At 68.0% G+C, this 13,408-nt stretch carries 13 protein-coding genes and 1 pseudogene; 9 read left to right on the top strand and 5 right to left on the bottom strand.

What is annotated here, in order from left to right; translation table 11 throughout:
- Positions 1-230 precede the first annotated feature (230 nt).
- Positions 231-983 (bottom strand): AraC family transcriptional regulator, encoded by a 753-nt coding sequence (locus ACIG5A_RS04695; protein ID WP_397237717.1) that lies wholly within the window; start codon positions 981-983, stop codon positions 231-233.
- 157 nt (positions 984-1,140) lie between these two features.
- On the opposite strand from ACIG5A_RS04695, the gene ACIG5A_RS04690 reads away from it, so the two are divergent.
- Entirely contained in the window at positions 1,141-2,307 is a 1,167-nt protein-coding gene (locus ACIG5A_RS04690; protein ID WP_397237715.1) for an FAD-dependent oxidoreductase, read from the top strand.
- Here the strand turns inward: ACIG5A_RS04690 and ACIG5A_RS04685 are convergent.
- From ACIG5A_RS04685 to ACIG5A_RS04670, 4 genes are read right to left on the bottom strand one after another with little or no spacing between them, the layout of a single operon-like run.
- Complete coding sequence (locus ACIG5A_RS04685; RefSeq protein WP_397237713.1) at positions 2,304-4,025, bottom strand: aminotransferase class V-fold PLP-dependent enzyme; 1,722 nt, start codon at positions 4,023-4,025, stop codon at positions 2,304-2,306. The genes ACIG5A_RS04690 and ACIG5A_RS04685 overlap by 4 nt on opposite strands.
- Positions 4,022-4,789: an amino acid ABC transporter ATP-binding protein gene (locus tag ACIG5A_RS04680; protein ID WP_397237711.1), complete on the bottom strand. Its 768-nt coding sequence runs from the start codon at positions 4,787-4,789 to the stop codon at positions 4,022-4,024. Before ACIG5A_RS04680 ends, ACIG5A_RS04685 begins: the two co-directional genes overlap by 4 nt.
- Positions 4,782-5,657, bottom strand: coding sequence for an amino acid ABC transporter permease (locus ACIG5A_RS04675; RefSeq protein ID WP_397237709.1), 876 nt, complete (start codon positions 5,655-5,657; stop codon positions 4,782-4,784). Before ACIG5A_RS04675 ends, ACIG5A_RS04680 begins: the two co-directional genes overlap by 8 nt.
- A complete protein-coding gene (locus tag ACIG5A_RS04670; RefSeq protein WP_397237707.1) occupies positions 5,644-6,576 on the bottom strand; it encodes an ABC transporter substrate-binding protein in 933 nt (310 codons plus the stop codon). Before ACIG5A_RS04670 ends, ACIG5A_RS04675 begins: the two co-directional genes overlap by 14 nt.
- Before the next feature lie 156 nt (positions 6,577-6,732).
- On the opposite strand from ACIG5A_RS04670, the gene ACIG5A_RS04665 reads away from it, so the two are divergent.
- The 8 genes and pseudogenes from ACIG5A_RS04665 to ACIG5A_RS04630 form a co-directional block, all read left to right on the top strand.
- Positions 6,733-7,914 carry an acyl-CoA dehydrogenase gene (locus ACIG5A_RS04665; RefSeq protein ID WP_397237705.1) on the top strand — a complete coding sequence of 394 codons (1,182 nt, stop codon included), beginning with the start codon at positions 6,733-6,735 and terminating at the stop codon, positions 7,912-7,914.
- A gap of 206 nt (positions 7,915-8,120) precedes the next feature.
- Entirely contained in the window at positions 8,121-9,110 is a 990-nt protein-coding gene (locus tag ACIG5A_RS04660) for an AvrD family protein (protein WP_397237703.1), read from the top strand.
- On the top strand, positions 9,107-9,811 hold the full coding sequence (locus ACIG5A_RS04655) for an AAA family ATPase (RefSeq protein WP_397237701.1): 705 nt from the start codon (positions 9,107-9,109) through the stop codon (positions 9,809-9,811). Before ACIG5A_RS04660 ends, ACIG5A_RS04655 begins: the two co-directional genes overlap by 4 nt.
- Positions 9,808-10,821, top strand: a complete 1,014-nt coding sequence (locus ACIG5A_RS04650; RefSeq protein ID WP_397237699.1) for a beta-ketoacyl-ACP synthase III — start codon at positions 9,808-9,810, stop codon at positions 10,819-10,821. The genes ACIG5A_RS04655 and ACIG5A_RS04650 overlap by 4 nt, the downstream gene beginning before the upstream one ends.
- Complete coding sequence (locus ACIG5A_RS04645; protein WP_397237697.1) at positions 10,818-11,075, top strand: acyl carrier protein; 258 nt, start codon at positions 10,818-10,820, stop codon at positions 11,073-11,075. Before ACIG5A_RS04650 ends, ACIG5A_RS04645 begins: the two co-directional genes overlap by 4 nt.
- Positions 11,076-11,087: 12 nt before the next feature.
- Positions 11,088-11,720, top strand: a complete 633-nt coding sequence (locus ACIG5A_RS04640) for an AAA family ATPase (protein WP_397237695.1) — start codon at positions 11,088-11,090, stop codon at positions 11,718-11,720.
- Positions 11,717-12,637: a TIGR03619 family F420-dependent LLM class oxidoreductase gene (locus ACIG5A_RS04635; protein ID WP_397237693.1), complete on the top strand. Its 921-nt coding sequence runs from the start codon at positions 11,717-11,719 to the stop codon at positions 12,635-12,637. The genes ACIG5A_RS04640 and ACIG5A_RS04635 overlap by 4 nt, the downstream gene beginning before the upstream one ends.
- 21 nt (positions 12,638-12,658) lie before the next feature.
- Positions 12,659-13,375, top strand: a pseudogene (locus ACIG5A_RS04630) (alpha/beta hydrolase); the annotation flags it as partial.
- Positions 13,376-13,408: the final 33 nt, after the last annotated feature.

Raw genomic sequence — 13,408 nt, 5'->3', positions numbered from 1 at the left:
ACTCGCACTACCTGACGCCCCGACATACCCGATGAGCTGCGACTTCTCGAACGGGCACGTTGCTTCCCCACCCGACCGCATGGTCCGATGGATGAACCGGGCCGCAATTCATAACGAACCGTCCAGTCGGTGTCGCATAGTTTTAGCTGGTAGCAAATTAGTTGCCAATGCACCGCGGAATGGACTAATTGCGCCCCGGCGAAAGTCCGCGCGATCGCCGCCCCCGGCCCCTATGGGCGGTAGATGCTGGGCGGCTGGCCGGTGACGCGCTGAAAGGTCGCCGCGAAGGCGCCGGGTTTGCGGTAACCGACCGCCCGCGCGGTGGCACCGACGGATGCTCCCCGCGCGAGGTGAGTGAGGGCCGCCCGCACGCGCACGTGGGTGCGCCAGCGCGCGAAGGTCATCCCGGTCTCGTCGGCGAACAGGCGGGTAATGGTTCGAACGCCCGCGTTCGCGTGCCGGGCCCACCCGGCGAGGTCGCGGTCGTCGGCGGGGTCGGCGATGAGCGCGTCGGCGATCACGCGGATGCGGGAGTCTTCGGGCAGCGGCACCTCGAAGGTGGTGGTCGGGACCGGTTCGAGCAGGGCGAGCAGGAGGGCTTCGGCTTGCCGGCGGAGGTGGTCGCGGTGCGGATGCCGGTCGAGATGAACGATCAGCTCGCGGATCAGCGGGGTGATCCGCACGCCGGTGGGTTCGGCCCAGTCGATCGGACAGTGCGCGGCCTCGAGAACGACGGTGCAGATATCGCCCTGCCGAAGCACTTCGACCGAGTGCGCGGTGCCTGCGGGCACCCACAGGGCGTGGGTCGGCGGTACGAGCCAATCCCGGGTGCCGGTCCGCAGCGTGACGGTAGCCGTTGCCGCCCAGGCGATCATGTGGTCGCGGTGGTGGTGCGGCGCCAAGACGGCGCCGTGGGCGAAATCCGACCGGGCGATGGCCAGCAGCGGCGGGCTCGGCTCGTCGACGGTGCGCTCAACGGTCACGACGCGGCCTCTCTGATCGCGGGAGTTGGCCGGTTCGAGGTCATTGTTGGCCACCTTCCGTCATCCGGCCATTTTAGGCTGGGTTCACCTCGCCGTCCGGCCGGGACGACATTTCGCACACTCAGCGAAATCTATTGGAAGAGTTAGGTATTGGGACATGGTGGCAGTGATGATCATCGGTGCGGGGCTCGGCGGGCTGTGCTTGGCACAGGGGCTGCGCCGTCGTGGCGTGGCATTCGAGGTCTACGAGCAGGATCCGGGCCTCAACAGCCGGACACAGGGCTACCGGTTCCGGGTCGACGACACCGGCAGGCAAAGCTTGGCTGAGTGCCTGCCGGAGGATCTGTACCGGCTGTTTCATGCGACCTGCGCCATCACGATGTCGGAGGGCCGATTCGTCGACACCGCACTGAACGAGATCACCGGCCGGGCCGTCGGCACCTGGTCCCCCGCCGAGGTCGAAGCCGCACCCAGCCAGGAGGTGCCGGGCGACCTGAGCGTCAACCGCTCGACCCTGCGCGAAGTGCTGCTCATCGGCATCGAGGATCGAGTTCACTTCGGCAAGGCGCTGACGCACGTCACCGAGAGCGATGATCGGGTGATCGCCCACTTCGCCGACGGCACATCGGAAGCGGCAGCTGTCCTGGTCGGCGCCGACGGCGTGAATTCCGCTGTGCGGCGGCAGCTTCCCTTGACCGAGCCACACGACACCGGCGCGGTGTGCAGCTACGGCAAGACCATTCTCACCCCGCAGGTGCGCCGGACCGTCGCCGCGGATCTGCTGACCGGCACCTCGGTCGTCTTCGCCCCGGACCACGCCGTCGTCCTCGACGCCATGACGTTCCGGCGGGAGCCCTTCGACAACCACCACCGACTGACCACGGTGCCGGACTACCTGTATTTCGCCTTCTTCGGCCCCAGCGATGTGCTCGAGCACGGAAACCGTTCCGGCGCCGAGGTATTGGCGATGGTCGACCGCTCGACCGCCGACTGGCACCCCGGTCTGCGCGCGGTATTCGCCGCGGCCGAGCCGAATTCGGTGGTCGCCACGACCGTTCGCACCGCCGGTTCCCTGGACGCATGGCCGGCGGGCCGCGTCACCCTGCTCGGTGATGCCATCCACCCCATGAGCCCGGCGGCCGGACTCGGCGCCAACACCGCTCTGCGCGACGCCGCCCACCTCGCCGAGGCATTGCGCGCGGCGGGGGCCGGAGATCGGTCGCCGATCGACGCCGTCGCCGACTACGAAACCCATATGCGCGCATACGCCGCGGCGGCCGTGGCCGCCTCCCTGTCGGGCACAGCGATGCTGACATCACGCTAGGTCCGGACCTCGTTGAGGTAGTTGTAGATCGTGTAGCGGGTGACGTCGAGGTGGCCGGCGAGATGGTCGACGGCGTCTTTGATGAGGAAGAATCCCGCCTCGTCGAGTTCGCGGACGACGGCTGCCTTGTGGCGCTTTTTCATGAGATCGACGGGGATGCCGACCTTTCCGACGGCGCGGTCGACAAGGAAGCGCTGCAGGCTGTCGACGTCCGCGGGGAAGGTCTCCGGTGCGCCGTCGCCGTCGGTGGCCGCCGTGGTGTCCAGGCTGTTCACGCACAGGCAGCCGATGGCCACGCCGTCCGCGTCGTGCAGGAACAGCGTCGAGGAGCGGATCGGGCGGCCGTCGGGACCGTGCGTGCGGTAGTTCGTCCGATCGTGGGTGGTGCCGCGGCGGACGAGACCGAGCAGCAGATCGGTCATCGGGCCGCCGACGCCACGTCCGGTCAGATCGCCGCCGATCGCGATGATCGAGTCGGGCAGCCTGCTCAGATCGTGCAGCAGCACCTCGTTGCCCGGCCCGAGCATCGCCGCGAGACCGGGAACGGCGGGCACGAGCGCGGTCAGCACGTCGTGGGTGGCCGCCGCGGGTACGGGGGCCGAAATACGCGGCCGGGCAAGCGTTTCCAATGCCGAGCGGAGCAGCTCGGCGGCGGCGGGCGAGGTCGACGCGTGCGGTGAGAGCCGGACGTGCTGCGGCCGGATCGTCGCCGCGATGCCCGATGCCGTGAGCGCGGCGCCGACCTGTTCGGCCGAATGACCGGGCATGGTGAACGCGAGAATGCCCGCCCGCCGGTCCACGGCGGAGACGATCTGCGCGCCCGAACTCGCCAGCACTTCCGAGATCTCGCCGATTCGCTCCGCGATCCTGGCCGCGATCGCACCGGTCCCCGCCTCCTCGACCAATTCCAGCGCGGCGGCGAACGCCCCCGAGGTGATCGGGCTGAGATTGGACAGCGACCACGCGGTCGCGGTGCGCTCGGGCGGATGGATCTCGTCGTCGAACAAGCCGGGATCGCGGGCACCGGTCCAGCCGGACAGCACCGGATCCATCCGCTCGAGCGCCCGGTCGGACAGCACCGCGAAACCCGTTCCCCACCCGGCACGCAACCATTTCTGCCCACCGGCGACTAAGATGTCGGCAACCTCCCACGGCTCCTCGGTGACGCCGAAACCCTGGATGCCGTCGACGACGAGCAGCCGGTCACCGATCACCTCGCGCAACGCGGCGAGATCGGCACGGTAGCCGGTGCGGAAGTCGACCGCGCTCACGCTCACCGTGGTGATCTCCCCGGTCAGTGCGGCCGCGACCCGCTCCGGTGTGACGTAGCCACCGGCCAGCCGCCGCACCTCGAGCAGGCCCGCCTGCTCGGCGCGCGCCCACGGATAGGTGTTGGCCGGGAATTCCGCGCCCGAAACCAGCACCGCGCCACGATGATTGAAGGCCGCTTGGAACAAGCCCAGACTGGTGTGCGGCAGCAGCACGACGTGGTCGGTGTCCGATCCGGCCAGCCGCGCCACGGCCGCCTTGGCCCGAATCTCTTGCCGCATGAGGTCATCCACCGTAGATGGCCCGGCGGTGGTCGCCTCGTGCAGCAGCTTCGCGGTGGTGTCGAGCACGGTGTGCGCGGGCGGCCCGAACCGCGCGAAGTCCAGATACCCTGCGGGCTCGTCGAATTGCAGCAGGTACCGCGGCGAGATCCGCGTCGCCGGATTCACTGCAGGATCCGCCCGAGGAACTGCCGGGTGCGCTCGTGTTTCGGTGCGCCGAGCACCTCGCCCGGCGGTCCGGTCTCGACGACGACACCGTCGGCGAGGAAGACGACCTCGTCCGCGGCCTCGGCGGCAAAGCTCATCTCGTGTGTCACGACGATCATCGTCATCCCCGCTTCCGCCAGCGAATTCATCACCGCCAGTACCTCACCCACCAACTCCGGATCCAGTGCCGACGTCGGCTCGTCGAACAGCATCAGCTTCGGGCGCATCGCCAGCGATCGGGCGATCGCCACCCGCTGCTGCTGTCCGCCCGACAGCTGCGCCGGATACGCGTCGGCACGGTCCGCCAGCCCGACCCGGTCGAGCAGTTCCCGCCCCTGCCGCCGCGCGGTCGCCGCGTCGACGCCGAGCACCCGCACCGGACCCTCGACGACATTCTCCAGTGCGGTGCGGTGGGCGAAGAGATTGAACCGCTGGAACACCATGCCGATATCGCGCCGCTGCCTGGCGATCTCGCGGGTGCGCAATTCGTGCAGCTTGCCGCCGCGCAGCCGGAAGCCGATCGGTTCGCCGTCGACCCAGATCTGCCCGCCGTCAATGGTTTCCAGGCGGTTGATGCACCGCAGGAAGGTGCTCTTACCCGCGCCGGACGGCCCGAGCAGGCACACGACCTGACCTCTGCCGACCTCGAGGTCGATACCGCGCAGCACCTCGGTGTGACCGAAGTTCTTGCGCACGTTCACAGCTCGCAACAGCGGCTCAGCCACGGGCACTCCTCGTCAGGGGCACACCGCGCAATGCCTTCGCGGCCCGTGCCATCGGGCCGCGGTCCGCCGCACTGAACGCGCGCTCCAGGTAGTGCTGGCCCACACCGGCGATACTCACCACGACCATGTACCAAAATGCCGCGGCGAAAAGGGTTTCCATCACGAGCAGGTTGTTGGACGAGATGTTGTTGGCCGCGTGGATCAGCTCGGTCACCCCGATCACCGACGCCATCGACGTGCCCTTGAGCATGTTGACGAAGTCGTTGCCGGTGGGCGGGACGATCACCCGCATCGCCTGCGGCAGCACCACCCGGCGCAGCGTGGCCGCCGGTGTCATGCCGATCGATTCGGCCGCCTCGATCTGCCCGCGGTCGACGCTGTTGAGTCCCGCCCGCACGATCTCGGCCATGTACGCGCTCTCGTTGAGCGCCAAGCCGAGGAACGCCGCGGTGAACGCGCTGATCAGCACATTGGTCTGTTCGTGAAGGAGGAACGGGATCGAGATCATCGGGAAGATCAGCGCCAGGTTGTACCAGAGCAGGATCTGCAGCAGTACGGGCAGCCCGCGGAACAGCCAGATGTATCCCGCCGCGAACCAGCTCGCCACCGGGTTGGCACTGCGCCGCAGCAGCGCGACGACGACGCCGAGCACGATCGCCACACCCTGCGAAAGCACCGCCAGGACAACGGTATTGACCAGACCGGTGACCATCACCCGGTAGGACAGGAACTCCGGCACGCTGCGCCACTGGATCTGCGCGCCGGCGAGCGCGGCCCCGAGCAGCACCAGCAGACCGAGGATCACCGCACCCGCGAACCAGCGGCCCCAATGGCCGAGCCGGACGATCGGCAGCTCAGCTTCCGCCATTGATCACTGCCTCCCGGACCGCGCCCTGCTCGACACCCCACGCGCGCAGAATCTTGCCGTAGGTGCCGTCGGCGATCAGCGCGGTCAGCGCCTTCTGCACCAGTTCGGCGAGCGGCCGATTCCGCTTGTCCACGCCGATGCCGTAGGGGCCGCCGTTGATCGGCTCACCCGGCACGACCTCGAAGAATTTTCCGTCGCCCGCGGTGCGCGAGATGTAGACGGCGCTGGGCAGATCGTTCAGGATCGCCTGGACCCGGCCGGTGCGCAGCTGATTCTGGTTCTGGTTGTCGCTGTCGGTCGCGGTGACCTCGAGCGCGCCTTTACCCGCCTGTCCGCACTTCGCGCTCTGCTCCGCCGCGAACTTCTGATGACTCGTCCCCTGGACGACCGCGACCTTCTTGCCGCACAACGCATCCGGGCCGTTGATGCCGTCCGGATCGCCCTTGCGGATCATGATCGTCACACCGGAGGTGAAGTAGTCGACGAAGTCGATCTGCTCCTGCCGCGCCTTGGTGTCGTTCATCGCCGCCATGGTCAGATCGATCCGGCCGGACTGCAGGCTCGTGATCAGCGAACCGAACGCCATGTCCTGATGCTGCACCGCGACACCGAGTTTGGCGCCGATCGACTTGGCCAGATCGACCTCGTAGCCGATCGGCGTCGTGCCGTCGGCGGCATAGAAGTTGTTGGGCGCCGACTGGATATTCGACGCGAGCCGCAGCACCTTCGCCTGCGAGATCGCCTCGGGCAAACCGGCATTCAACTGGGGATCCACGGTCACCGCCCCGGTGATCGCCGCGGTATCCGGCACGGCCGACGGCGAATTCCCGCCCGCGCCATCGGTTCCACCCCCACAGGCAGCAAGGAGGCCGACCAGCCCCACCATCAATGCGCCACGCAGCGCAGGGTTTCGGGACATCGCGTGCCTCCGCTCTCTAGATTGGCCGCGACGCTACCTCTGGCTGTTGAAGAGGTCAACAGGAAGTTGAAATTTGCTGCTCCGCTGGGGGCCAACGGGTTCCACTGGGCCGACCGCACCCTTTACACCGCAGGGTGCGAGATCGGACAGTGGTGTATGACTGCCTCGGCTCGACTGCACATCAGCGAAGAATTCCCGGCGATGCTCGAACGGATCGACGCACTCGGCGAATCCATCGACGCGAACGCCGACGCCGCCGACACACTCGGCAGGCTCACCGACGACATCGCGAAATCCTTGCTGGACACGGGGATCATCCGCGCGGGCCTGCCGGAGAATCTCGGCGGCTACGAGTTCTCCCCGCGGCAGGTGATCGGGACGATCGAACGGCTCAGCTACTACGACGCCTCGGCCGGGTGGACGATGATGGCGCTGCAGATGATCACCGGCACCACCGCGGCCTATCTCGGCGCCGCGGCGGCCGCCGACCTGTTCCCCGACGTCGCGGCGGGTGAGTACGCATTGCTGGCCGGCCACGGCACCCGGCCGGGCCGCGCCGTTCCGGTGGACGGCGGCTATCTCGTGAGCGGGGACTGGCAGTTTGCCTCCGGCATGGCGCTGGCCACCCACATCCACAGTGCGATCCTGGTCGAGGGCACCGGGGAGCCGCGGATACTCGCGATGCCCAAGGCGCAGGTGAAGCTCGTCGACAATTGGGACGTGCTCGGACTCCGCGCGACGAGCAGCATCGACTATCACTGCACCGATGTGTTCGTCCCGCACACGCATACCTATCTCGCGACGACGATGTCCCCCGCCAACGGTGGCGCGGTCTATCGCGTCGGCCTCGTGAACATGGCCGCCGTCGTGCACACCGGCTGGGCGCTCGGCGTCGGCAGGCGACTGCTCGACGAATTGAAGCGCTACGCCTCCACGAGATTCGGCACCTTCAACGCCGCCGTCGACACCGCGCAATTCCACGCCGACTACGCCGAAGCCGAAGCCCAGCTGCGCGCCGCGGCCGCCTGGGTCACCCAGGTCTGGCAGCACAATGAAGACACACTCGCCGCGGGCGAACTACTGAGCACCGAACAGGAAACACTCATCCGGCTTGCGCTCAATCACACGACACGCACCGCCCACGCCATCGGCCAGACGGTCCACCGCTGGGCCGCGACGACAGCCATCCGCCGCGGCCCCATCGACCGCTTCCTGCGCGACCTCGCCACCGGCACCCAGCACATCACCTCGGGCCCGATAGTCCTGCAGAACTGCGGAAAGTGGCTCAGCGGCGCCCACCCCGAAGCCCACTGGGAATTCCTCGACCTGATCGAGTGACTGCGTCCCGGCCGCCGACCGCGAACCGGCCGATCCACCCGCGATCACCGAGCCCCATCCGCATCGGATGGGGCTCGGTCCGTCTGCGGGCACGGCACCCCTGGTGGTGACAGTCCCAGTTTCTATGGCAACTGCATAAACGCGCTCTGGAGAACATATTTCGGGTGTCCTAATTTGAGACGGGAAGCCTTGGAGAGGATTTCGTTATGACAGCTCGGGTTGTGTCGAATCGGCAATCCTTCGATACCATCGACGACTATCTCGGACCGCGTGAACACCGATTCTTCGGCGAGGGATTCAAGCGGGCGGCACATCGCATCACCGACGTCCGTATCCATCCCGCCGGCGACGGGACCGGAATTGTCACGTCGACGGTCGGTGTCGAGTATCCGGCGGACTGGTCGCGCAAAGGTGACCACGATCAGCGCGCCCATTTGTCGACCGTCGATGTGCTCGTGCTGGCCGCCCGGTTGATCGAGACCTATCTGACCCGCGTGCGCGGCCTGACCCGCGGCCAGTTGGCGACGGCGGTGCTCGAGCAGGTGAGCGTCAGGGCGGGCGCGGCGCCGGTCGAGGACGACCTGCGGGGTTTTCCGGCCTCCGCGCGGATCTCGAGTGCCGCGGCGGCCGCCGACGGGTCGGTCACGACGGTGGCCGAATGTGCCATCGGGACACTCACATTGCGCTGCCGGGTGCGGCACGAGGCAGGCACGGGGGTGGCGCGATCGCCGCACTGGTTCGAGGAACTGCGCGAGCCGGGGCCGTACCTGTTCGCGGAGGACTACACCGCGCGCAAGCAGTTCCTGGAGGCGGTCACCGTGCATCGCGTGCACGGTCAGGCGCTCGCCACGGTCCGGATTCACGCACCACGCACTGGCCTGCCCGCCTCGGCGCTGGTGGTCGACACGTTCGTCGTCGGTCTCCAACTGGGTCAGCTGCTGCTGTACGAGCTCGACGGGCTCAGCCGCGCCGACAGCGACACCCTGTGGATGCGCAGGACCATCGTCGAATGCGGGGAACACCAATTGTCCCGTGTCCCAGCGGCTCCGGCGGTCGCGAGGCTGGAGAACAGCAAGCTGATCGAAAAGTCAGGAAATCAGGTCTGGCGTATCGCGGATATCGTCTGCGAATTCCAGCAGATCGAAATGCGGTGTTCGGTGGCGCATCGAATCCGCTCAACTGGAGGACAACAATGAGAATCGCTATCTCGGGCACCTATTCCGTCGGTAAGACGCTGACGACGATGGCCGTCTCCCATCTGCTCGGTCTCCCCCGCAGTGCGGCATCGACGATGCGCGAATTGCTCCCGATCTCGGTGCCGGGCAAGACGCTGGAGGAATGCACGGCCGCCGAGATCATCATGCTGATCACCCGCCGCAACCAGGGCCGCGCGGTGAACGAGAGCCACCTGCCCGCCGGATTCGTCTCCGACGGTTCGTCGCTGCACGAGTGGTGCTACGGCACGGTGCGGGTCCTGGTCGGCATCAACCCCAACGACTCGGTGAACCTCGAGACGATCGAGATGACCGAGGAACTCGGCTTCTACGCGGAGGTCATGCAGCAGATCGGCGTGCCCGCGGCACAGCATGCCAAGGCCTCGTACGACGTTTTCGTCCACTTGCCCATCGAGTTCCCGCTGGTCGCGGACGGCCATCGTCCGGTCAACGAGCGGTTCCGGTCACTGGCCGACGAGTTGCTCCTCACCACACTCAACGATCTCGAGATTCCGTACCACATCGTCGGCGGTTCGGTGCCCGAGCGATTGCGAAAGATCGTCGATCTCTTCGATATCGAGCCGGTCATGAGCATCGAGGAGGCCATCCGGCGCGCCGACGAGGACTACGCCCAACTCGACACCCGCAGCGAGACCGACCGGCTCGCGCCGACCCCGGCATGACGCGGGCGGCGGTACTCACCGGCCTCGGCACCGCCTTGCCGCCGGGGCGGGTGACCAACGACGACCTGGCCGAGCGGCTCGACACCTCCGACCAGTGGATCCGATCCAGAACCGGTATCGCGCAACGCTATTGGTCCACGGACCAATCCACCGGAGACCTCGCCGCCGAGGCGGGCGCGGCCGCGCTGAACTCCGCGGGCAGCCCTCCGGTGGACCTCGTCCTGGTGGCGACCACCACCCCCGATCACCCCTGTCCGGCGACCGCACCGGAGGTGGCCGCGCGCCTCGGGCTCGGTATCGTCCCCGCGTTCGACGTGGCGGCGGTCTGCACCGGCTTCGTCTACGCATTGGCCACGGCCAGTGCGCATATCGAGGCGGGGATGGCACACCACGTGCTGGTCATCGGCGCCGACACCTATTCGACGATCCTCGATCCGGACGACAGGGGCACCACGGTCATCTTCGGCGACGGCGCCGGAGCGGTCGTGTTGAGCGACGGCGAAAACACCGACCCCGGTGCGCTTCTCGGCTTCGAGCTCGGTAGCGACGGCACGCACCGGGAGCTGATCACCATTCCCGGCGGTGGCTCCCGCGCCCGTACCAGCCAGGGAACCCACAGCGACTCACCGTATTTCACGATGCAGGGCAAGGCCGTGTTCGACCACGCGGTCACCAGGATGGGCGAGTCGACGCGGGCGGTGCTCGCGCGCGTCGGCTGGTCCGCGGACACCGTGGAGCGGCTCGTCGGTCATCAGGCCAACGTCAGGATCCTGGAGTCGCTGGCCCGCCATCTCGGTGTCGGCCGCGACCGCTTGGTGATCGACGTCGATCGGGTGGGGAACACCTCGGCGGCCTCCATTCCGCTCGCGCTCGCGCGGGCCGTCGGCGACGGCGCCCTCGTCGCGGGGCAGCGGACCGTCTTCACCGCCTTCGGCGGCGGATTGACCTGGGGATCGACCGCTTTGATATGGCCCGACGTGAAACCGAATCACGCTGAGGAGAACTCGTGAACGAGCCCGTGATCGAACGCATCACCACACTGGTGAGTGCGATCTTGAAAGACCAACTCGACATCGAGGTGTCCGGCCTGTCCGCCGACACCGCGTTCGAGGAGCTGGGCGTCGATTCCCTGGTGCTCGTCGAAGTCGCGGTGATGGTGCGCGAGGAGTTCGGTGTCCAGGTGACCGATGAGGAGCTCGCCGCCGGTCAGACGATCGGCGGCGCGGCGCGGATCGTCACCCAGCGTCTCGTGCCGAGCACCTGATCGGGGAAGGGGATGAGAATCGCGGTGGTCGGCGCCTACGGGAACGGAAAGACCACCCTGACCACGAAGCTGGCCGACCTGCTCGACCTACCGCGCGTGCACGGCGCGCCCATGCGGAATCCGGTGGGCACGGTACCGAAGTCGCTCGAGGACTGTTCCGACCTGGAGCTGCTACAGCTGACCCTGCGCCGCTTCGCCGAACGCATCACGGCCGAGGAACGCGTTGGCGCGTTCGTCTCCGACGGCTCGTCGCTGCACGAATGGGTCTATCTCGCAGTGCGATCGGCGGTCGGCAGACATCCCGACGTCGATCGGCTGCCGCCCGCGAGCCGGTCGCCGTACTTCGATGTCGTGGCGCACGTCGGCGCCGTGGTGCAGCAGCGGACGGCCGGATCCTACGACCTGTTCGTCCACCTTCCCGCCGAAATCCCGTTGGCCGCAGGCGAAACCGCGATCAACGAACAGTTCCGCGTGCTGTCGGATCGGCTGCTGCTCGACACGCTCGACGGGCTCGGCTGCCCGGTGCACGTCGTCCGCGGCGATGCCGAAGAACGCCTCACCCAGGTCGTGGCGCTGGCTCAGGCCACGAACACCTCGTCTGCCGTTGCGCGGCAGCACCTCCCAGGAAGGATCTCGATTCCATGACCGTCGACAACCCACTGCGCCTCGGTTTCTGCCTCCCGACGTTCGGGAAGGCGGCCAATGAGGTGGGCGGTATCGCCACCTACGCCGTCGAAGCCGAGAAGCTCGGCGCCGCCAGCCTCTGGGTCGGAGATCGCTTGCTCACTCCGGTGGATCCGCTCGTCGGCTACACCCCCGATTCCACCGATATCCCCATCGAATTCCGGTCCGCGGCCGACCCGCTGGCCGCCTTGACGATCGCGGCGGCGGTGACGAACACGCCGCTGCTCGGCAGCAGCACGATCAACGCGCCGTGGTACTCCCCCGCGCTGCTGGCGCGGGCATTGACCAGTATCGATATCGCCAGCAACGGCCGGCTCATCGCCGGATTCGGCATCGGCTGGTCGCCCGAGGAATACCAGGCCGCCGGCGTGCCGTTCGAAGGCCGCGGTGGGCGACTGGAAGAACTGCTCGATGTGCTCGAAACCTGGTGGACCGCAAACCCTGTCGCCCATGAGGGACCGTTCACGACCATCGCGGCCAGCCATGTCGAGGCGAAGCCGGTCCAGCGCCCGCGTCCCCCGATCTACTTGGGGGCGTTCGGTTCTCCGGCGCTGCGCCGGATCGGCAGGCGCGCCGACGGGTGGCTGCCGGTGGTGTGGGCGCCGGAGGCGTTCCCTGCCACGCAGCTCGCCGACAGCTGGGCGGTGATCGAGCGGGCCGCGGTGGCGGCGGGGCGCGATCCCGAAAAGATCGGCAAGATCCTGCGCATCAATGTCGCGGCGGGCGCCTCGGTGGAAACGGTCGCCGCGGTAGCACTCGAGACCGTCGAACTCGTCCGGCCCGAGCAGACGCTCATCGACTTCATGTTCGTCGCCGACTCGGTCGACCACACCCTCGACCTCACCGGGCGCGTCCTGGAACTCGTCGCGGCGGGCTGAACCGCACCAGGAGGAGTCGCCATGACCATCACCTCCCCGGATCGGCCGCACCCGGCGACCGGTGCGGCCGATATTCGCGCGATCACGCTCGCGGCGGCCGGAACCCGGTTATCCGCGCTGCGCAGCACCCCGCGCGACCGCCCACCCCGTGCGACCATCGTCGCTCTGCACGGGTTGGGCATGCGCGCAGGCTATTTCGACGCGCGCACGCTGTCCGGGATCTCACTGCTCGAGCTCGGCGCCGAACTGGGATTCGCCGTGGTCGCGGTGGATCGCCCCGGTTACGGACTTTCCACGCACGACCTGCCCGAGGGGCTGTCACTGTCCGGCCAGGCCGACGCGCTCGGCGCGGCGCTGGACGATCTGCGCTCCCGCTTCGGTATCGGCGCCGGACTGTTCCTGCACGCCCACTCCTTCGGCGGTGCGCTCGCGCTGGTCACCGCCGATCACCGCAGGCGGCTCGGACTGCTCGGCGCCGACATCGCCGGGTGCGGTCACCGTTCGCCCTATTCGGCCGAGGAACTACTGCGCGGAGAGGGGCCGCGGATGTGGAATTGGTTGCCGCGCGAGGCCTATCCGCCGCGGACCCTGCGCGCGGCGCGCGGCATGGTCGCACCGACACCGGCGGGCGACCGGCTCGCACTGGCGACCTGGAGCGCGGACTTCGCCACCGTCGCCGACAACGTCCGTATCCCGGTGCGGTTCACCTTCGCCGAGCATGAGCGGTGGTGGCGCCACGACGACGCGGCACTCACCGATCTCGCCGCGCAT

Origin of the sequence: Nocardia sp. NPDC052566 (assembly GCF_044547285.1) — a bacterium.
Lineage (GTDB): Bacteria > Actinomycetota > Actinomycetes > Mycobacteriales > Mycobacteriaceae > Nocardia.
The sequence above is the reverse complement of the archived record's forward strand: the minus strand, read 5'-3'. Positions and strand labels throughout refer to the sequence as shown.